General features: G+C 40.7%; 9 protein-coding genes and 1 pseudogene. 6 read left to right on the top strand and 4 right to left on the bottom strand.

Annotation, left to right across the window (positions count from 1 at the left end; translation table 11 throughout):
* Positions 1 to 109: 109 nt before the first annotated feature.
* The 4 genes and pseudogenes from RMZ42_RS05240 to RMZ42_RS05225 all read right to left on the bottom strand — a co-directional run bounded on the left by RMZ42_RS05240 (position 110) and on the right by RMZ42_RS05225 (position 13,132).
* Positions 110 to 4,858: a PfaB family protein gene (locus RMZ42_RS05240; RefSeq protein WP_322670403.1), complete on the bottom strand. Its 4,749-nt coding sequence runs from the start codon at positions 4,856 to 4,858 to the stop codon at positions 110 to 112.
* A 305-nt stretch (positions 4,859 to 5,163) separates the two neighbouring features.
* The gene (locus RMZ42_RS05235) at positions 5,164 to 6,891 is read right to left on the bottom strand and encodes an SDR family NAD(P)-dependent oxidoreductase (RefSeq protein ID WP_322670402.1); all 1,728 of its coding nucleotides are present in this window, start codon (positions 6,889 to 6,891) and stop codon (positions 5,164 to 5,166) included.
* Positions 6,892 to 7,214: 323 nt separating this feature from the next.
* Positions 7,215 to 12,629: a polyketide synthase gene (locus RMZ42_RS05230; RefSeq protein WP_322670401.1), complete on the bottom strand. Its 5,415-nt coding sequence runs from the start codon at positions 12,627 to 12,629 to the stop codon at positions 7,215 to 7,217.
* A gap of 224 nt (positions 12,630 to 12,853) precedes the next feature.
* Positions 12,854 to 13,132 (bottom strand): annotated as a pseudogene (locus RMZ42_RS05225) (hypothetical protein).
* Between the two features lie 1,331 nt (positions 13,133 to 14,463).
* Between RMZ42_RS05225 and RMZ42_RS05220 the strand changes: the two are divergent.
* The 6 genes from RMZ42_RS05220 to RMZ42_RS05195 all read left to right on the top strand — a co-directional run bounded on the left by RMZ42_RS05220 (position 14,464) and on the right by RMZ42_RS05195 (position 21,437).
* The gene (locus tag RMZ42_RS05220) at positions 14,464 to 15,672 is read left to right on the top strand and encodes an ABC exporter membrane fusion protein (protein ID WP_322670400.1); all 1,209 of its coding nucleotides are present in this window, start codon (positions 14,464 to 14,466) and stop codon (positions 15,670 to 15,672) included.
* Positions 15,673 to 15,746: 74 nt separating this feature from the next.
* Positions 15,747 to 16,925: an ABC transporter permease DevC gene (gene devC / locus RMZ42_RS05215; RefSeq protein WP_322670399.1), complete on the top strand. Its 1,179-nt coding sequence runs from the start codon at positions 15,747 to 15,749 to the stop codon at positions 16,923 to 16,925.
* A gap of 203 nt (positions 16,926 to 17,128) precedes the next feature.
* Positions 17,129 to 18,133 (top strand): NAD-dependent epimerase/dehydratase family protein, encoded by a 1,005-nt coding sequence (locus RMZ42_RS05210; RefSeq protein WP_322670398.1) that lies wholly within the window; start codon positions 17,129 to 17,131, stop codon positions 18,131 to 18,133.
* 238 nt (positions 18,134 to 18,371) lie between these two features.
* Entirely contained in the window at positions 18,372 to 19,382 is a 1,011-nt protein-coding gene (locus RMZ42_RS05205) for a glycosyltransferase family 2 protein (protein WP_322670397.1), read from the top strand.
* A 167-nt stretch (positions 19,383 to 19,549) separates the two neighbouring features.
* Positions 19,550 to 20,008 (top strand): DUF2141 domain-containing protein, encoded by a 459-nt coding sequence (locus tag RMZ42_RS05200; RefSeq protein ID WP_322670396.1) that lies wholly within the window; start codon positions 19,550 to 19,552, stop codon positions 20,006 to 20,008.
* Positions 20,009 to 20,177: 169 nt separating this feature from the next.
* Positions 20,178 to 21,437 carry a glycosyltransferase family 2 protein gene (locus RMZ42_RS05195; RefSeq protein ID WP_322670395.1) on the top strand — a complete coding sequence of 420 codons (1,260 nt, stop codon included), beginning with the start codon at positions 20,178 to 20,180 and terminating at the stop codon, positions 21,435 to 21,437.
* The last annotated feature ends 293 nt before the right edge of the window (positions 21,438 to 21,730 follow it).

The following is a 21,730-nucleotide window of genomic DNA, read 5'->3' as shown; positions in this document are numbered from 1 at the left end:
AGGGGAGTGGGGAGTGGGGAATAAGAAATGGGGAAGAAATATTTTCCTTTTATCAGTTCACCTTTCCCCTTACCCAAGTTTATTGATGGTTGAAGTATGTGGACTTATGTCAAGATTCGTCATTAAGCAAATTTTGGGCGCAAGCTAGTTGCAATTGAATGATTTCGCTCATTTGCTGACTGTAGTCTTGTCTAGCTTGTAAAAAAGCAGTATGTGCTTTAGTTATCTTTGAATTATTAGCATTGAGCTTTTGATACTGGGTCTTATTTAAATCGAACATGCTGATGATGCTGCTAATTTTTCGAGTTATGACTGGCGGGGAAGAAAGAGAAATTGGCTGTTTAATTGCGCTTGACTCAGAAGATTGTAATTGTTCTCTCGTTTCAAAAACGTTATCAATGATATTTTTCGGTTTTACTTCTTCTGGCTGAGGCAAGATGTTAGGGGAATGACTTTCTTGTTGAGTTATGTGGTTGGAAGTGTTAAGAAAATCTGTGATTTCAGATTGTTGAACATTAGGTATATCTGGATGCTGTATTTTGAAGCGTTCGCTCCTAAGATCCCCAGCAAAATCTTCAACCAGTTTGCGATTTTCGTCGCTCAAAATTGTAGCAGCGATCGCTTTCCCACCCAAGGTAACTGTTCTTAATGTTGCTTTACTTGAATTAGCGCTTTCTTGGGCTTTGCTATACAGTGGTGATAAATCTACGTTCACCTGATGACTGAGTAGTTTTGCTAATGCTTTAACCATCGAAGCATGGTCATCCATCCCTCTACGATTTAGAGAGACTGTGATATGTTCTTTGCTGCCAAGAATTTTATCAATCCATCGTGAACAAACACTACCAGCACCTGCTTCTAAAAATATTTTGACCCCATCGCCGTAGACACGATTAACTAATTGCGGAAAATCAAGTTCTTGGCACAATCCTTTGGCGATATTGTGAGCGATCGCATCTCTTTCAAGTGCAACTGGTTGATAATCGGCGGCAGAATAAAACACAATCCCAGGAAGATTTTGTGATGGTAAGCTGTTTACCTTCTTGATTTCCTCAAACTGCGATCGCATTGCTTCACAATGTATCACATGGTCGAAGGGAGCAGGGAAAGAATTGCAATCTAAAGTCGCAATCACTCGCTTACAGGCAGCATCTTCACCAGCAATTAATACTTCTTCTGGTGTGTTGATTTGAGTTAAGTAGACATGATTTTCATGTTTCAGGCATTCTCTAACTTGAGATGGAGTAGCCATGAGAACATAGGTATTCCAAAAATTATTATTTGGTGAATCTGTTAATCCCCAATATTCACGCACAGCATTTTTCGGCCCAGATAACTTATCGCCAAATAAAGGTGATGAGTTTAAGGTATTACTTCCGCCTTCAAAATCACTCCAAACTCCTTGGGCAACCATCATACTAGTTTCACCCAAGCTATACCCAAAAACGCATTGCGGCTTGACTTGAAAATCATCTCGGAAAATTGCCGTCATGTATCTAGCAAAGGCAATTTCACTTTCAAACATTGCCAGTGAATCATCTAACAATTGCTTTTCGAGAGTTTCTAATTGCCTGGTTGTCAATTTAGGTAAGCTTCTGGGATAAACCAGCTTTTCAACATCGGCAGCCCGATTGTAGAGATTGTTACTTTTTAAGTCCTCGAAGACTTTCGGAAATAACCGAAATACGGTGCGACCAATGCCGATATAAGAATTGACTGCTGCGGGGTAAACATAAGCAACTGCTCCAGTTTTACCCAATGGTTTCGCTGTGAAATAACTTCCTATTGGTGTTTGCCAATCTGTACCATTCTCAAAGGCATTATTTACACCTTTGCGGGCAGATTCAATTTCTTTAAGTAGTTCTTTTGTGTTACGTCCTGCAATTGATAAGACGTATTTTGCATTAGATTGCTGTTGAAAGGTAGCAAATGTTTGGCTAGCGGTAGCTGATAAAGAAGAACTGGCTTCGATGGATTTTTGGAGATGGTTTAGGATATCGGGTATAGTGGAGCGATCGCTAACTGCGATGGGAAACAGATGAAAAGGCATTTGTTGCAAATATCTGTTGTCGCGCTCCTCTTGGCTGGGTTCCTCCGACAAGATTAAATGGGCGTAACTGCCATCTATACCCATGCTATTAATTGCTGCTATTCTGCGTGTACCGCCTTTATCGACAAACCAAGGTCTTGATTCCATCGCCACATAGAAAGGGCTACCTTCCCATACTTGCGGTGTTTTGACACCAGACCATTTTGGTGTGGCGGGAATATACCTGTAATAAAGACAGAGGGCGGTTTTGATTAAGCTAGCAATTCCCGATGCTGTATAGGTGTGACCGATATTTGCTTTGACGCTACCTAATGCACAATGCAAACCATTGCCCACTTTCGGATAAGCTTGGAGTAAACCTGTGATTTCGGCTTCATCCTCCTGGGGAATGCCACTACCGAAGACTTCCACATAGTTAACCTCTGTGGGTTGAATCTCTGCCATCTCGAAAGCTTGTTTGCAGACATTACTGATAGCTGAAGCATCAGGTTTTACTAAAGCATCACTCAAAGTAGAATTACCTTGTGCGAAACTCATGGCATCAATTACTGCATAGATGCGTTCGTTGTCTTCCTTAGCAGCTTCGTAGCGCTTGAGGACGACAGCACCAGCGCCTTCACCAACCGTCCAGCCATTAGCTTGCTGGTCATAACCCAACGTGTTGACACCCGTATTAATTGGTGCAAATTGGCTGCGGAATAAGACGTTTTCTACACCGCCTGCTAAATCCACCGCACCAACAACGACTGCATCAACTTCTCCCGTAGCGAGTAACATTTGGGCAACTTCCAAGGCTTTGAGGACAGAATTTTCGCCAGCGCTGACGGTGAATGCAGGGCCAGTGAAATTCCACAAAGCCGAAATCCGACTCGCCATGATGTTGGCGATGTGACTCACATATTCGCCGATTTCTACTGGTTGGTGAATGCTATCTTTGACAATGGTTTCCAGTTGGGAAAGGTGTTCAGCAGGTAAAGAAATTCCTTGGTTGAGTAAGCCATCCTTAACTTGCCAAGATAAATTCCATCTTTGCTGTAGCTGATGCACAGAGAATTCTGTCTCGGCGGCAACTATCACTGCGACATTGCCACCTTCCTGTAGTTTCGCATCTTTCACGGCGCGATCGCTAACTTTCAGAAGCAACAATTGTTGTGGATTTAACTTCTCGATTTCATTCGGTGGGATTTTGCACGATAAAGTATCGATTTCAAAATCCCTGATATATGCCCCTACTGGTGCTTTACCATCTGTTAAACCGTACTCTTTCAGAACACTTTCTTGATTTTCTATACCATGCCATCTTTGAGGCGGTAGAGAAGTAAAATGCTGTGTTCCATCATAAATACTGCGTTCAAAAGCATCTAAGCCATTGCAGTTACCAAAAAAGGCATCCATGCCAACAATGGCAACTTTGGTAGGTGGAACAGGCGGAGTTGATTCAACTAATTCTGCTGTAGTTCCTTGTTCTAAAATCAGATGAGAATTAGTGCCGCCAAAACCAAAAGCACTGATAGCCGCTCGTTTAATTGGTGCGTTATTATTAGGCCATGCTGTAGCTGTTCTAACAATTTTGTCGGCGGAAATTGTACCTTTTTCTGAAGTTAAAGGTTCCGAAACATTCATGGTTGCTGGAATTACACCATGAGACATACTCAAAATCACTTTAGTCAAGCCAACCATGCCGGCAGCAGTTAACAAGTGACCAGTATTTGCCTTAGCAGAACCTACTAGAGGCGCAGCTTGATGTTGGCCAAAGAATGTTTCGATGGAGTTGAATTCGGTTGTATCTCCTAGTAATGTGCCGGTAGCGTGACACTCTAGATAATCGATGCTTTTTGGACTAAAATTTGCCTCATTGTAGGCTCGTTCAAAAGCTAAGGTTTGTCCTTTAGGATTAGGGCTGAGTAAGTGCTTACCCTTACCATCATTCGATAGTCCATTACCACAGATAGTGGCGAGAATATTATCACCATCTCTAACGGCATCAGAATATCTCTTCAGCATCACCATCCCAACACCATCGGCGGGAATTAACCCTCTAGAGGACTTATCTAAGGGGCGGCTAATGCCATTTTCTGCATACCCTTGAACACCGGAAAATAACATCCGCACAAATAGCGAATCTGCACAACTGATGGCTCCAGCTAACATAACATCAGCTTTGTGTGACCATAAGTAATGAGATGCTAGTTTAATCGCATAAAATGATGAGGAACAAGCAGCATCCAGACATAAATTAATCTGGGATAGCGATAGAGCTTGAGCTACGATAGATGCTGGTAAACCAGATATCATCGCATTGTATAAAGATGCTTTAGTTGCACTTGGGACAGCTAAATTAAAGTCTTCATCCTGCAAAAGTTCTCTGACAGCAGGATTAATAGCTTGCTGGTAAATTGGAGAGAATAATTGATTAGATAATTTTGTCGGGAATGACAAATTACCTAAAATTACGCCACATTTTGCCAGGACAGTTTGATTACCCCAATAACCACTGTTTACAATTGCTTGTTTAGCGGCATACAATGACCATTTGAAGGTGTTATCTAAACCAGTAACAAATTCTGATGGTAGATTGTACTCGGAGGGGTTAAACTGGAAGTTGCGGATGTAACCGCCTTTGAGTGAATAAGTTTTGTCTGGTGTACCTTTAACTGGATTGTGAAATATTGTCGGATCTACTCCGATTTCTTCGACGGTTGCAGAGGATGTCGAATCTTTTTGATTAACGATGTTTTGCCAGTATTCTTCAGGATTCTTTGCATCGGGGAATAGGCATGATAATGCGATGATGGCTATTTGTTCCACGATTTATATGCTCCGAGTTTGGGTATTTAGCAAGAGATAATTAAAAGGCAGGATTTACGCTGTTCCCCAAACTTTGAAGTGGCAAGTTATAGCAATCCTAAGATTAAGCTAGCTTTGATAGTTCGTAGTAAAGACTTTATTGCTTAGTACAAGATTTCTTGCGAACTCTCTGCGCTCCTTTGCGTTTCCCTTTGCGAACCTTTGCGTTTAAATTTAAACCCTCAATTCTGCACGAATTTACGTAAAGCTATACTTGTAAAATAACAATTAAAGTCCTCGCTACAAACTTTCAACTTGACCAATTACTAGCTTCTGAGCATTTTCATGGACCAAATAATGGCATGAGCGCCGAGCATTCGTGAATAGATTTTACCTTGGCGGTCGTGTATGATGAAGTTTGCGATCGCACTACTTGGTGTCTTAGATAGTACTTCACAAGAAACGTAAAAAGTCTCGTTATGTGGTATCATCGCAAATTGTTCAAATTTTTCTACTTTTCCAGGTAAACAACCTTCTTCATGAAAGTGTTGTGTCCAAACCCATAAGGCGTGCATACTCAAGTCAGTGGTGTAAGGATTAACCCATTGGACAGGGAATTGTCCTTGTTGCTGTGGGGTGAGTTCTGGCCAGAGACATTCTGTAGTAATTTTTTCAGGGCTGATGTTTAAAACTCTTTTGATTTCTTGAAAAGCCGGGCCATGAAATAATGTAGCCCCACCATTTTGGTAAAAATCTTTTCCTGTAGCGGTGATGATATTATCTTCTTCGAGATTGAGAGATTCATAAGTGGGTACATTTGGGATTTCTCGCTGGAGATTGAGTTGAGCGCTAAAATGAAAATGGATTCTGCCTTCAGGGTTTTTACTCGAAATTTTGGCTTTAAGTTCGATTCGTTCGAGATTAACTTTAGAAATTTCTTCTATTTCTAAAATATGTTCCTTTGCCAATATTTCATTGAAAGTAATCCCCTTTAAAACCTTAAAATCTTGGTAATTAAACAACCGATAACCGGGATACAATTGTTCAGAAGCATTGATAATCCAAGTCATTGCACAAGTTGCTGGTAAAACAGGAGAACCAGCAATCGTATGATCGTGCAAAAATGGATTAGCCTCCAATGTCATTTGGCGACGAATACGATAGGTTCGTAGTTCTGAATCTAGCTCTGTAGCCATTGGAACTAGTGGACTACCAATAACAACTTGTGAGGTTGCATGATTGGTATTATCCATTTCTTTCACAAGCATTTGTGCCCCAACTGCAATGGGAATTATTTCGATTTTTCGCTCTTGAAAAATCTTCTTTAATTCTGCTGTCACCATCCCACTATCCCAAGCGCCCCAGTTGATTGCGACAACATGACATGAGGGATAACTTTGCTTAAATATATGGGCTGATTTGTTCAGAATTTCATTTGCGATCGCATAATCAGATTGTCCAGGATTTCCGTAAAAGCCTGTTACTGAAGAAAACAAAACTAAATGCTGAAGTTGATTAGGGTTAACGCAAGCTAACAGGTTTTCTAAACCTTGAACTTTAGCAGTATAAACTTTTTCAAAATCCTCTTCTGTTTTCTTTTCAATTAACTTATCAGCTAAGTTTCCCGCGCCGTGGATGATTCCGGTAATTGGGCCAAGATGTTGTACAGCAGTAGCAAGTTTTTCTTGTAAAGCTGGCGTATCTGTGACATCGACGCTGATATATTCTGCTTTAGCTCCGGTTTTTTCAATTGCTGCTAGAGTCTTTTTAATTTCGCGGCTGGAGGTAATTTTGTTATATATTTTTTGCACATTCATGGGTGTGGGCTTCTCTCCTTGAGAAAGAAGATTTTCCATGATGCATTTTTTCAATGCGGATTCATCGGAATTTTGAGCAAAATCTGGTTCGCTTTCTAATAGTTCGGAGCGACCGAGGAGGATAAATTTACAGGGTTGCTGTTGGGCTAATCTGATAGTACACTCAGCCGTAATCCCTTTTGCACCGCCGCTCACGACAAAGACAGATGATGGACTAAGCTGGGCTGTTTGTGTCATAAATCCTCGTGAATACCTGCGTAAATTGGATTTGATGTGTAACTTATTTTTGAAACCCCACTTCCATTCCTCTCCCCCACAGGGCTACGGTGTATATGCAAGTCTGAAGTAGCTGATTAACCAGGGTTTTACCCCACCCTAACCCTCCCCTTTACAAGGGGAGGGAACTAGATTTCCTGTTTCCCCCCTTTATAAGGGGGGATTAAGGGGGGTAATTCGACTTGTGTGTACACCGAGGCTTTGATTCTTACTCCCTAACGCTAGTAGGGAAGGGGTTGGGGGTTAGGTTCGAGATAAAGTTGCACACAACATTAATCAACTTTTTAATCGGCGATAATGGTGACTCGTCCTTGTGAGCCGTAGCCAACTTCACTTATATAAAGGTTGGGGTCGTGAAGTTCGGCGATGATGTTTTGTACTGATTGTTTAGCATCAAGTCTGGGACTTAAATCGATCGCACGGGTGAAAACTTTTGACCATTCCCATCTGAGAGTTTTGGTTAATCCAAATAAACCAGCCCCGATCGCACCGAAGTTGACTTTGTACTCTAAACCGAAGGCTCCATCGAGGTGAGCAACTGTGCAGAAACAACTACGTCCATGCTTTGCGGCTTCGTTGAGGGAGGGTTTGAGGTGTTTCGCCATCAAAAATACGTGCTTGACGATCGCCTTTTCTGATTCGTTATAAGAAATACTTCCGGTGTGATTTCCTACAAACATCGGATGTAGATGGATGAAGGCCCCAATCGTTCCGCAGTGAGATGCGATCGCTTGCAATTGTTGTTGAAGATGTTCTTCACTCAAGTTTGCTAAGGTGACGCGGGTTACTCCTGTGGGTAAGGGTGCTTGTTGGGCGATAAGCGATTGGGGGAAGCTGATAACTACTACTTTCCAGCCTTTCTCGATTAGGGATTCAGTTAATTTATAAGTGGTGAGGGAACCATCATCGGTGATTAAACCGATGTGTCCCTCTGGTAACGTGAAATCCAAATAATCGGGCTGTGGTAAGCTTCTGAGTTTGACCGGATGGCGCTGGATAGTATGCTCTAATTCCGGTGGTTGTTGGACAAACTCAGGCTCAGACTTTTTTTTTTCACCTCCAGCTAACTGCTGTAGGTAATCAACTATTTGACCGATGGTGCGGAGGTCTCCAAGTTCTTCGATATTTGGCTTGGGTAAGTTGGGGTACATTTCTTGCATCGCCCCTAAGATTTCTACCCGTTTGATGGAATCAATTCCTAAGTCGGCTTCCATGTCCATTTCTAGTTCCAGCATCTCTACTGGATAGCCGGTCTTATCGCTGGTGATGGCTAACAGGGTTTCACCTAAGTTTGCAAATTCATCACTGGTAGCGGGTTCTGGTTCTGGAGTGAATGCGACAACTACGCTTGGTTCAGGTGCAATGACTACCTCAACTACTGGTGCAGTCTCTACTGGAACCTCGGCTGCTTGTTGTATTTCGTGAACTGCAATTTCTACAGAAACACTTTTGGAAGCGTGAGATTGCAGATACTCTACAACTTGACCGATGGTGCGTTTTTCTGACAGTTCTTCTAAATTGGGCTTGGGTAGGTTGGGGTACATTTCTTGTAGCGCACCCAAGATTTCCACCCGTTTGATAGAGTCAATCCCTAAATCAGCCTCCATGTCCATGTCCATTTCCAGCATCTCGACTGGGTAGCCGGTCTTGTCGCTGGTAATGGCTAACAGGTTTTTATCCAAGTCAACAATATCGATGGTTGCGCCAGATACAGGTGCAGCAGTTGTGGGTGCTGGTGGGGTGAATGCAACAACTTCCTCGACTGGAGGTGCGCTAATTTTGACTACAACCTCGGCTTGGGGTTCTACTACTGGGACAGATGGCTCTACTGTCTCGACAGTGGCGAAATGCGGTGTGGGAAGTAGAGATGCGATCGCTCGTGTCTCTGGGGATACAGGAGTTTCAACTACAGGCTCTACAGCAGGCGGCAGAGGTTCTTGAGTAACATTTAAGCCGTTTTTAGCTACAGGCTCAGTTACAGGCAAAGACTGGCTTTCTACTATCTTGGTAGTAGGAGGTACTGGTGCATCACTAACAGTTGTTTCTGTTGTGAATGGGATGAAATTGCTTATCTCTGTTAGTTGGGTTGCTCCATCACCAGAGATGATTTGAGAATACTCTTGCTGTATGAGTTGGAAAAAGCTCTTAGTATATTCCAACTGCTCTTGAAGATATTGTTCATGGATGCGTAGGGTTTCACCTTGTTGGGAATGAAACTGCATCATGCTGCGCTCTAAGCTTTCCATGACAACAAGCTTCATTTTGGCAGTTTCGGCTGTTGATTTACTTTCACTCAACAAGGAATTCTGCTGCTGCATCAGTTGGAAAAATGCTTTAGCGTATTCCATTTGATGGTTGAGATAAGTACCGTGAACTTGTAAATTCTCGGCTTGATTTTCCTGAAACTGTGTTAGAAGATATTCTAAACTTGCTAAAAGTTGTTCGTAATTTGTAAGTTTTTCTGGTGTTGGTTGCATCTTAGATTCCTGGACTGGTTGTGACAGGGTAACAGGATTCATCTGTTGCTCTGGCTGGGTGATGATACTAGCAGTCACACCGTTCATTGCTGGGGTAAGTTTTTTATGTCCGTTAGTTTCTATCACTGCTACAGGTGGAGTCACACCTGGGCTGCTAAACAAAGGAGCCGCATCAGAAGATTCGGGGGTGGGTAATGTGACTTTATGCCCATCCTGCAAAGCTAGAGCGAAGGCGTTTTTCGTTTTTTCGGATCTGTAGTTTATCCCGTTTAAACGGACATTTAATGTCTTCTTCGTCTCAATTGGGGGTATAGTTTGGGGAAGTTGGTAAGGATCGAGGTTATTCAAAGCCAAACCAATTACTCGCAATTGCACAACTGCTTCCCGCAAAGAGCGATCGCTATTCTTTTGAACGCTAGGGTTCAAAGATACGGTGATATGAGGGCGATCGCCAAGGATATCTTTGACTAAGTTGGTAAGAATTCTTCTCGGCCCAAATTCCACAAAGCAAGTACCACCCGCCGCATAGATATTTTCAATTTCCTGTTTAAACAGCACCGAGTTTGAAAGGTGGCTTTCAAGGATTTTTTGAATACCTTGGGCTTCTTTGGGATACTGCTTACTGGTAACGTTGCTGTAAACAGGGATTTTGGGACTTTGGAATTTGACAGACTTGGTGGCGATCGCAAAGGATTTCTGAGCAAAGGCAATTAGCGGTGTATGGAACGCTGCTGATACAGGTAACAGTACAGCCGTATATCCTTTCTCGTGTAAAGCCTCTCTAACTCTCGCTATTTCTGCGGTGGGGCCAGCCAAGACAAATTGAGTCGGAGAATTTTGATTAGCGATCGCAACTTGCGGAAAATGCCTCAGCACTGCTTCCACTTTGCTGATATCTTCTTTGACAGCCAGCATACTACCCGCATCATGATCCGGATCTTCGGGTGCAGCCATTGCTTGACCCCTAGCTTTCACTAAGAACAAGTAATCTTCTGTACTCAAAACCCCCGCAGCCCATAGTGCTGTGAGTTCACCAAAGCTATGACCGGCAACAAAATCTGACTTAAATCCAGCTTGTTGCAGTATGCTGTACATCCCTGCACTCAACACCCCAATGGCTGGTTGAGCATATTCTGTGCGTTGTAAGGCAGCAATTTGGACATTCTTTTCTGCCTCTCCAAAAACAGGATGAGGGAAAACAATCTCTGACAACGGCTGCAAATTATCCTTGAGCAACAGGCTATCCATATAACCATGCAGACGGCGCATCAAAGGAAAATTCATCACCAGTTCGCGTCCCATCTCCAGGTATTGCGAACCTTGACCAGAAAATAGAGAGACAACTTTTCCGCCCAACTCCATACCAGAGGAACGGTAATAAATCCCTTGGGGATGTTCCCAAGATGCTGCTGTTCCTTTGAGTTTGAGCCAGTCAATGCTAGTTTGCAGCAACTTGCAAGCTTCTTCCAGATTCTCAGCTACAAAACCAAATCTGGCAGCAGAGAGGGGAATCTGTGGCGATTTGCATTCCTTGACTAATTGTGCGTAATGTGTAGGTGCATCTGGCGATCGCAACTTACCTAAAATCTCTTCAGATTTGCTCAACAATTGGTCTACCGTAGGAGCAAACAACAGCACTTCACTAGCATCACTGTGTAAGCGGTAAGCGGCGTTTTGGTCAGCTTCATATTCTTCCAAAACGACGTGATAGTTAGTTCCGCCAAATCCGAAAGAACTTACACCTGCGCGTCTTGGCGCTTCCCCTTCTGGACGAATCCAAGGTCTAGTTTCAGTATTCAAATAAAAGGATGAATTTTTAATGTTGAGTTTGGGGTTCGGCTCGGTAATGTTAATTGTCGGCGGTAATACTTTGTGATGTAAAGCCAAAGCAGTTTTAATCAAACTCGCCGCACCCGCAGCCGCTTTTGTGTGTCCGATTTGCGATTTCACACTACCCAAAGCGATGTGCTGCTTTTTGTCATCATGCACATCAAAGAAGTCTTTTAAAGAACCGAATTCTGTCGGATCTCCAGCCATTGTACCTGTACCATGTGCTTCCATCAAACCAACAGTAGCGGGAGAGAAGCCGGCATCTTCATAAGCACGTTCCAAGGCTTTAACTTGACCTTCTTTGCGGGGAGCATAAATGCTCTTGTAACGCCCATCGCTGGAAGTACCAATACCTTTAATTACGGCATATATTTTATCGTTGTCCCGTTCAGCATCTTCTAGCCGTTTGAGAACAATCATCCCGATACCTTCACCCAGCATCATCCCATCAGATTTAGCATCGAAAGGTTTGACATTTTCGCTAGGAGAAACCGCCGGTGTTTTGCTGAACGAGATGTAAGCCATGATGGTGTTATCGGTATCAACGCCACCAGTTAGCATCATGTCAGAACGATGCTCAACTAGTTCGCTGATTGCCATTTTTAAAGCACCGAAGGAACTAGCACAAGCGGCATCAACTACACAATTCATCCCGCCAAAATTTAGGCGATTGGCAATTCTACCCGCGACTACATTAGCTAACATTCCAGGGAAAGCGTTCTCATCCCACTTCACGTAGGCGCTTTTGATTTTATCAACGATTTTTTGGGTATCTTCGTCAGATAAACCACTGCTTTTAAGCGCTTTTTCCCAAATTGGATATTCCAATCTGGCAGAAAGTGGCATTCCTAATTGCTTGGCCATCGCCACGCCTAAGATTACCCCAACCATCTCGCGGTTAAATTCACGTTTTTCGCCATAGCCAGCATCTTCCATCGCTTCTTTCGCAACCAATAAACTTAATAGTTGCGATACATCTGTGACTTCTAAAATGCTGGGTGGTATGCCGAATTCCATCGGGTTAAAATCTACCTCTGGAAGAAATCCACCTCTTTTACAATAGGTTTTATCTTCAGTAGTTCTAGGATTCGGATCGTAATAATCTTCGACGCTCCAGTGAGTCGAAGGAACATCAGTAATACAGTCAATTTTGTTTACTATATTTTGCCAGTATTCCCGCAAGTTTCTAGCTTGAGGCAATAGAGAAGCCATCCCAACGATGGCAATAGGATTGTGTTGTAATTGTCTGTTAATTCTGTTAATTGACACTGATTTATCTGATTTATCTGACTTCATGTTTTTTTCCTCTATAGACCTCATCACAGCCTTTTCACAATTATTGATAAGGCTCTCTAACTCCGCTAAGGCAGTATTAATTGAATAAGCAGACATAGGGCATAGTTAGTACTGTGGATTGTGTAGTTACAGTAATTTCTGTTGCCTACTAAATAATGAAAATCTCTCGTCTTGTAAGCAGCTAGCTATCCTATCTGTGCTAAATGCTTTTCTGCAAATCGACACCACACGACACATACTGCCCTGACAAAGCCTTAGATTTATAGGCGATTTTGGCACACTGCGTAGGCGTAGCCCGTCGTAGACATCGCGAAAAAATGTTATCCAACGCTAGACTCTTGATATTGTGGCAATAGGTCGATGACGTTGTTAAAACTGGTAAAATAGTCTTGGAGTGTAATAGCTGCTTGACCAGTAAATTCAATCCATTTGTAATAGTAGAGATTTGGAGCAATGGTATCCTACTGGAGCGAGGAAAACTGAGGAGTAGCTAAGGAAACAGAAACGTTTTTTTCACTCGAAACCGTTTGATTATCTAGCCTAAACACAGCAATATAGCTGGTGTTAATAAAAACGTTCTGTATCTCAATCAAGGTCATAGCTAGTTTTAACGTCCAGGATAATATATTTTATGGTATATGACCTAGTAAAGTTGACAATTTCGTTACAGAAAAGACACCGCCTTTAATCCGAGTTTATGCAAGTTGGAAAAGTAATTAAACGATCGCTAGATAATGACAACGCAGTTGTTTTTAGTTATTTTTTAATTTCAAAATATTAATTAAATAACTAGTTTCTTTAACCACTTTAAAGCATTGAATTAATAAAAATACTAGCATATTTTACAAAAACTAAATCATTCCTTTAAACTTATTTTATAAATAACCATATACTCTTACTGATAGAATTTTTGAATAAATTTAGCCTAAAAGTATAATTTATAACTAAATAAATATGTGAAAAATTTTGTTACCTACGGGTTAAACATAAATATTTTCTTGGTTAAGTTAACACTACAAATCTGTTGTCTAGTAAGTAACAATTCAATGAATACATATATAAATGCAATAACTACAAGTATTGTTTCTCAAAGAAGCATCATAATTGAGTCAAAGTTTTTGGTTATTTTTTAATATAAGTCAAGTTAAGAAGCAAAGTGGTTATTTATAAAGCAAATATTAATTTTAAGTATGTTGCTAGATAAACATAATATGAGTTAAATGAATTTTTAGTAAACAGTAAACTTAAACAAAGCTCAGGTTTTGCATCTCATCTACCACTGACCTGTGCAATCAATTACAAAGCTAATAGTTTAAGTAAGGGCAATTCATCAATTACCCCTGCTACAAATCGCTATAAGAATGTCTTATATTACACAACCTCGATAATAATAATCTGTTAGTAATATCAAATCTGCTTAATAACGAACTATTTGTACGTATTCAATTGCTAGACAATAGATTAGCGATTGGTACATTTTTTTCAGCACCTTATCTGATTGTGATGAAATCTTTTAGTGAGAGAATCAGGACTTATGCAAATTCAATTAGTTGACAATAATCAACTTTTAGTCCATACTTGATAACAAGTTTATCCAGGTTTTGATCTCATTTTTATTAGCGCTTCGTTGTTATTGAGAGTTAAGTTTGCTGGCTAGCGCTATTGTATTTTACGCTACGGGATTAGATGACAAATTAGGATATAACTTAGGAAGCTTTGAAGTAACACGCCATTAATTTTCACGCCACAATACTAAGTTTGGGCGGTAAAAGCGTACAACAATTCATATAAAACCAATTTAGAGCCATCCACGGAATTTAAAGTATAAATCCTAGAGGAAAAGCCCTCTTGGTAATTTGCGGATGAGTCTATTTTAATCGACTAAATATAACCAGGATATTCTCTAAAAAAGCAGAATTGGAATGAAAATATGGCAGTAAATAAAGAAAGTCGATTATTCAGAAAACCCGTAGGCCGATCGCAAGTAATTTTAGCAGCTTCTCTCACTTTAGCGGCTGGATTAATCGCTTTCTATAGTTTGACACCTTATTGGTCTAAACCCAAAGTTGTGACAGCCCCAGCAAATCCTCCCAAAGCTGCCACGCCTGTGAAAGTTGCTGTGACAGCCTTGGGACGTTTAGAGCCAGAAGGCGAAGTTACTACTTTGACTGCTCCCACTTCTAATAATGGGGTGCGAGTAGATAGACTGTTGGTGAAAGAAGGAGATGCGGTTAAAGCAGGGCAATTACTGGCATATCTAGAAAACTATGGTCGTTCTAGAACCGCGTTGCAACAGGCTTTAGACAAACTCCAAGTTGCCAAAGCTAAACTAGCGCAGGTGAAATCGGGAGCTAAAACCGGAGATGTCGATGCTCAAAAGGCTGCGATCGCTCGTTTAGAGCCACAATATAAAGGAGACGTTGCGACACAACAGGCGACAATTGACCGCATCCAAGCGGAAGTAGACAACGCTCAAGCCGAGAATAATCGCTATCAGCAATTATATAGACAAGGTGCGATCGCGGCTTCTGTAGCAGATACCAAAGCTTTGCAACTAAAGACTACACAACAGCAGCTAACGGAAGCTCAAGCCACCCTCAAGCGAACTCAAGACACATTCCAAGAACAACGCAAGCAAGCAGAAGCACAACTCAAAAGTATTAGTGAAGTGCGTAGCGTAGATGTTCAAGTTGCACAAACCGAAGTCAATAGTGCCACAACTTCTGTTCAACAAGCAAAAGCCGACTTGGATTTAAGTTACATCAAATCTCCCATAAATGGCAAAATTTTGAAAATTCACGCCAAAACCGGAGAAGTAATTAGCACCAGCAGAGGATTTGCTGAGATAGGTAAGACATCTCAAATGTATGTGATTGCAGAGGTGTATCAAACCGATGTTCAAAAAGTACGTGTAGGACAAAAAGCCACCATTACCAGCACTGCATTTCCTGGAACAATAAAAGGAACTGTAAAAGAAATTGGTTGGCAAGTTGATAAACAAAGCATCTTTAGCCTCAACCCTGGTTCAGATACAGACCGCAGAATAGTTGAAGTGAAAATCTCCATCGATAATTCCGCCGATAGTGAAAAGGTCGCTCGTTTCACTAACTTACAAGTCGATGTCGCCATTCATATTTAGTCATAAGGCATAGGTCATTCACAAATGACAAATGACCAATGACAAATGACAAATGACAAATAATAAATAAATCCATGATTTTAAAAATTCCTTTAGCATGGCTACAGCTAGCCCAACAAAAAGTTCGTTTATTAGTAGCTGTAGCCGGGATTGGCTTTATTGTGCTGCTAATGTTTGTGCAACTTGGTTTTCAAGATGCCCTCTATTCTAGTGCAACCGCAGTCCATCAGAATCTCAAGGGAGATTTATTTTTAGTTAGTTCGCAATATAAATCTTTGACCTCAAATCAAAGCTTTTCGCGGACTCGTTTATACCAATCTTTGGGGTTTGATGGCGTAGAGTCAGTTAGCCCGATGTATTTGCAATTTGCCAAACTAAAAAATCCGGCTACTAGTGAGAAATATTCAATATATGTTATTGGTTTCGATCCAGGTAGACCGGTGATGAATCTCCCAGAAGTAGAGAAAAATTTAGATAAACTCAAAATTCCCGATGTCGTGCTTTTTGATCGGGGTTCTCGCCCAGAGTTTGGCCCAATAGCTGAAAAATTTAATGCCGGAGATACTACACAAACAGTTGAAATATTTCCCTTCAATTCATTAATTGGCTATAAAGTGAGAATAGGCGGGTTATTCACATTAGGGCCTTCTTTTGGGGTAGATGGAAATTTACTTGTTAGTGACTCCACTTTCTTGAGGATAAATCCTAATACTCGTCCAGCAGATATGATAGATATTGGCTTGATTTCCCTCAAACCTGGTACTAATGCAGAAACAGTACTGAAAAATTTACAAGGAAGTTTGCCTAATGATGTCCAAGTTTTTACCCGCCAAGGCTTCATTGATTTTGAAAAAAACTATTGGGCTGTCAGAACACCCATTGGTTTTATTCTTAACTTGATGTTGACAATGGCTGCGGTGGTTGGTGTGGTTATTGTTTATCAAATTCTTTACAGCAATATTGCTACACAATTCGTTGCTTACGCCACTTTAAAAGCCATAGGTTATGCCAACAGCTATTTATTAAATGTGGTATTTCAGCAAGCTTTGATTTTGGCAATCTTAGGTTATATCCCAGGATTTATTACTTCTGTCTTGTTATATAGTTTTGCAGCAGAAGCAACTAAACTACCAATAGTTATGACCACTAATAATGCAGCGATCGTCTTAACTTCAACAGTCTTAATGTGTATAACATCAGGAGCGCTTGCTATCAATAAACTTCGCTCCGCAGATCCGGGAGATATTTTCTAGCTACTTGGTAGCAAAATAATTAAATTTTTTGCCATGATATAAACTGATATCTAAATATTAGTGCAGCCTCTCCACAAAGAAATTCTTCTTATACAAAGTTTAGATTTTAGATTAAGAGTATTTACCAATATTTAAATTTGGTATTACTTAAAGTCTTTTATCTAACAAATCAAATTCACCTATTTAACAATAATTTCGATTTTATGAACCTCAAAGACAAAACTCTCCTAATTACTGGAATTAATGAATTTGTCGGTTTGCGTACAGCCGAGTTAGCCATAGTGCAAGGGATGAAGGTTCGTGGACTACAAAGTTCTACAGAACAGAACAAACAATTACAGAATTTAGGTGTAGAGGTAATTATTGGTAGTATTACCGATTCTACTATTGCTCAAAAGGCTTGTCAGGGAGTAGATATCGTTTTACATACAGAGCAAATTGCTGAAGAAGCTGGTGCAATTAAGCATTTTCGTGATGTGAATGTTGGCGGTACTGTCAATATGGCTAAAGCTGCTAAACAAGCTGGTGTCAAAACATTTGTGCATTTATCTAGTGTGATGGTTTACGGTTTTAACTATCCTGATGGTGTTACAGAATCCGGCCCACTCTCTGGCGAAAATAATCCCTACTGTCAAACGAAAATCGAAGCCGAAACAGCACTTCTAGAACTGAATAATCCGTCAGATTTTGGCATCATCATTATTCGAGCCGGAGATGTTTATGGCCCTGGAAGTATTCCCTGGATAGTCAGACCAATTCTGATGATGCGCCAAAAATTATTTGCTTGCGCTAATGATGCTAAAGGAGTAATTAATCATGTATATATAGATAACCTGATTGATGGCATCTTTTTAGCGATGGAAAAAGAAATCTACGGTGAAATATTTAATATCACTGATGGACAAGAAACTTCCTGGAAAGAGTATTTTATGCGTTTAGCAGCAATGGAAGATTTACAAGCACCCCTTTCATTATCGAAAGATGAAATCAAATTGTTTCTAAAGCTACGCGTTCAAGGACAAAAACTGTTTCGTAAAAAAGTTGATATTTTACCAGAGTCTATAGATTTTATGACTCGTCCTTACGCTTGTTCCATTGCTAAAGCCCAAAATCTGTTAAATTACAAACCAACAATTGACCTAGAATTAGGAATGCAGCAAACACATGAATGGCTGCAAAAAACAGATATTCAAAGCTTGGTGAAATAGTTCACAGATTTTTGAGAATTCAGGAGTCAGGAATCAGAATGGGCTAAACGCCCCGCTATCGCTAACAGAGTAATTGCAAAATGAAGAAGCTAGAAGACACTTGATTTACTTGAAATGATTCAGCTTGGTATCAAAGTATCCTTAATCTTGACTCCTGAATTCTGAATTCTTACGTTGCGTCTACCTAACTACGATTAAGCAGAAAATAATTCACAGATTTTCCGAATACTTGTTTTCTATGAGTCGCAATCAGCCACGATTGAGCATCGGATTACCTGTATACAATGGTGAAAAATTTCTCAAAGAAGCCATAGATTCACTCTTGGCTCAGACCTTTGAAGATTTTGAACTTATTATTTCAGATAACGCATCGACAGATAAAACTGAGGAAATTTGTAGAGCTTATGCCGAGCAAGACCAACGTATTTGTTACTACCGCAATGACACGAATATCGGTTGTGCTGGTAACTTTAATCGCGTCTTGAAACTGTCTTCGGGTGAGTATTTTAAATGGGCAGCTCATGACGATCTACATTCTCCAGATTTTATCAAGAAGTGTGTTGAAGTGCTTGACCAAGATCCTACTATAATCTTGTGTCACTCTCAGGCATATTTCATTGATGAACAGGGGAATTTTATCCAAAATTACGATATCAAAGTCAAGGCAGATGCACTAAAACCACAGGAGCGTTTTCACGAATTGCTGACCAAGCATTTATGCAACCAATGTTACGGGGTAATTCGCGCTAGTGCTTTGAAAAAGATACCACCTATGGGTGGCTATGGTAATGCAGATGGAATTCTTTTGTTAAGACTTGGTATTCTTGGTAGGTTTTATGAAATCCCTGAATACCTGTTTTTCTTCAGAAGTCATCCGCAACAATCAATGAGTATGTTCTTTCCCAATTATTTGTTGTTAACAAATAAAAACCAAAAATCATTCTTGAGTATGCTCCCCGATTTTTATGCATATACAGTGTGGTTTGATTCAGCAAAGAAAGGACAAATTTTATTCCCACATTGGAGAATAATCTGGGAGTATATACTCTCTATATGGCGTAGTCCCCTGAGTTTGAATGAACGGCTATGTTGTCATAGAAGTTTACACCAGCAGTTAAAAGGAACAGAATATCTTTTACTGAAAGATTTGCTAATAGTGCTGCCAAGACTTTGGAAAGGTTGGCGAAAAGCATCAATAGACCTCTTGCAAAAATCCTTGAATCACCCCTTCCCAACCCTCCCCTTGTAAAGGGGAGGGGGCAAGATTTCAAGTTTCCCCTCAATAGATCGGGGAGCCACTGCGTTGCGGAGGTTCGCTCCGTTGTAGCAAGTTGCGTGGGATAAAGGGAGGTCTAATAAAAAAACAACAAACCATACTTTTAACGAATCAAAATTACCTATTCTGGTTACAAAATTATGCTGAAACTATCTCATGTTTTCCTTGCTACTTTAGTGAGCATCAGCTTTGCTAAAACAGTGAACGCAGAGCCAACTGCAACACTTAATGTTGTAGTAAATGGAATACATCACAAAAAAGGTGAGATTTGCTTTCGAGTTTATGCAAATGAAAAAGGATTTCCAATGAATAGTACTAGTGAAGCTCAAAGTGGCTGCGCTAAAATTACTGGCACTTCTGTAAAAAAAGAATTCTTCGGTTTGAAGCCTGGAACTTATGCTGTCGCTGTAGTTGACGATCAAAATGGCGATCGCAAACTCAATAAAGACTTTTTCGGAATTCCTAAAGAAGGTTTTGGAATTTCTAAAAATCCAACTGTGTCCATACAAACAGGTACACCAAAGTTTCGTGATGCCAGTTTTGTTGTCAACAAAAATACAACAGTTAACATCATCATGAAATATTCGCTGGATTCGTAAAGGGAATGGGGAGTAGGGAGACAAGGGGACAAGGGGACAAGGGGACAAGGGGGACAAGGGGGAATTTTTGAACAACTCTCTCCCTTGTCTCCCCCCTCTTCCTTGTCTACCTTATCTCTTCTCAATGCCCCATGCCCAATCCATTATTCTGTCGGAGATTAAAAATTTAATGGAAGATTTGGCAATATTTCTGTCTAAGTCTTTGATGGGTTGGCTGGTTATTCAGGTGTGTTTTACGCTTGTCTTTATATGGTATCTGCGCTCGTCTAAAAAAAACTTATTGCCAGACGATCAGCTACCGAAAACAGCAGTAATTCTTTGCTTACGCGGAGCCGATCCGTTTTTGCCGAGATGTTTGCGATCGCTCCTAAATCAAAACTATCCACAGTATGATTTAAAATTAATCGTTGATAGTCACGAAGATCCTGCTTGGAAAATTGCTAGTGAAACCATCACAGAGCAAGAAGCAACCAACGTTCAAATCAGCCCTTTGAGAATAGTACGTAACAGTTGTAGTCTCAAATGCAGTTCTTTAATCCAAGCTGTCCGAGAGTTGGACGACTCCTACAAGGTGGTTGCTTTAGTCGATGCTGATACTATAGTTCATCTGAATTGGCTCAGAGAATTAGTCAGTCCTCTAAGCGATGCGAAAGTAGGCGCAACAACCGGCAATCGGTGGTACGTACCAACAGGCAGGTATTGGGGTTCTTTAGTGCGGTACGTCGGCAATGTCTCTACAGTAGTGCAAATGTTTATCTTCCAGATTCCTTGGGGTGGAACTTTGGCTGTGAAAACAGAAGTGCTTCGCCAAACAGAACTGCTAGATAAGTGGGGACAAGCTTTAGGCGAAGATTTTATGATGCACGACATCCTGAAAAAACATGGTTTTCAGGTAAAGTTTGTGCCTTCGCTGCTAATAGTCAATCGTGAAGAGACTGATTTATTCAACTTAATAGACTATCTTAAGCGCCTTATCCTTTTTTCTCGACTGTATCATCCCCGTTGGTTGGCTCTTGTGAGTGAAGCTGTTTCTAGCATTTTGTTTCCGACTCTACTGTTCGTGTTAGTTCTAGAGTCGTTGTTAGAGGCAAAATGGGAAGCTGCGGCTCTGTTGTTAGTCTGCTATGGAGTTTACACTGTCGGATTACTCTTGATAATGCTGGTGTTGGAATTAGAGATACAGCGAGTAGTTCGCTCTAATGACCAGGCGATCGCCAAATTATCAGCTGCTACAATCATTAAAATGTTGATTGGGATTCCGTTGACACAGTGGGTTTATGGGTTAGCGATGCTATCATCTCTGTGGACATCAACAGTCACCTGGCGCGGTGTCAGCTATCGCGTGCAAGGGCCTTGGAATGTCCGCTTAGTGGAATATCGCCCTTATCAATGGTTGGATCAACCGATTAATAGCAAGGTTTCTCTTTGAATTAAATCGCTAAATATCAACTAGGGCATGAAAGTTATTACACTAAACATTCCCTAGTCTTCAAATTATATTATCTTATATTTAGTAGAACTATATTAGCTATAACCTTGTAAACATATACGTTTTTACTTGTTGATTACCAAAACGTATTTACATTTTTTACAAGGGTTTAGACAAATATATTAAGGGGAATTTTGACTTAGCAATTTGGATGTTTTGATAGTTTCTAACCCAGGTTTATATACGTGTTTGCAATTGAGTCTACTTAATCTCCAACCTTTTCCATACCTTTC

Origin of the sequence: Nostoc sp. DedQUE05 (assembly GCF_034530955.1) — a bacterium.
Classification (GTDB): Bacteria; Cyanobacteriota; Cyanobacteriia; order Cyanobacteriales; family Nostocaceae; genus Nostoc.
Note: the sequence above shows the minus strand (reverse complement) of the source record. Positions and strands in the feature narration are given on the sequence as shown.

Excerpts from the sequence above, each read along its gene's own strand:
- RMZ42_RS05230 (WP_322670401.1), bottom strand. The coding sequence starts at position 12,629 with ATGTCTGCTTATTCAATTAATACTGCCTTAGCGGAGTTAGAGAGCCTT.
- RMZ42_RS05210 (WP_322670398.1), top strand. The coding sequence starts at position 17,129 with ATGAACCTCAAAGACAAAACTCTCCTAATTACTGGAATTAATGAATTT.
- RMZ42_RS05235 (WP_322670402.1), bottom strand. The coding sequence starts at position 6,891 with ATGACACAAACAGCCCAGCTTAGTCCATCATCTGTCTTTGTCGTGAGC.
- RMZ42_RS05220 (WP_322670400.1), top strand. The coding sequence starts at position 14,464 with ATGGCAGTAAATAAAGAAAGTCGATTATTCAGAAAACCCGTAGGCCGA.
- RMZ42_RS05200 (WP_322670396.1), top strand. The coding sequence starts at position 19,550 with ATGCTGAAACTATCTCATGTTTTCCTTGCTACTTTAGTGAGCATCAGC.
- RMZ42_RS05195 (WP_322670395.1), top strand. The coding sequence starts at position 20,178 with ATGGAAGATTTGGCAATATTTCTGTCTAAGTCTTTGATGGGTTGGCTG.
- RMZ42_RS05205 (WP_322670397.1), top strand. The coding sequence starts at position 18,372 with ATGAGTCGCAATCAGCCACGATTGAGCATCGGATTACCTGTATACAAT.
- devC (WP_322670399.1), top strand. The coding sequence starts at position 15,747 with ATGATTTTAAAAATTCCTTTAGCATGGCTACAGCTAGCCCAACAAAAA.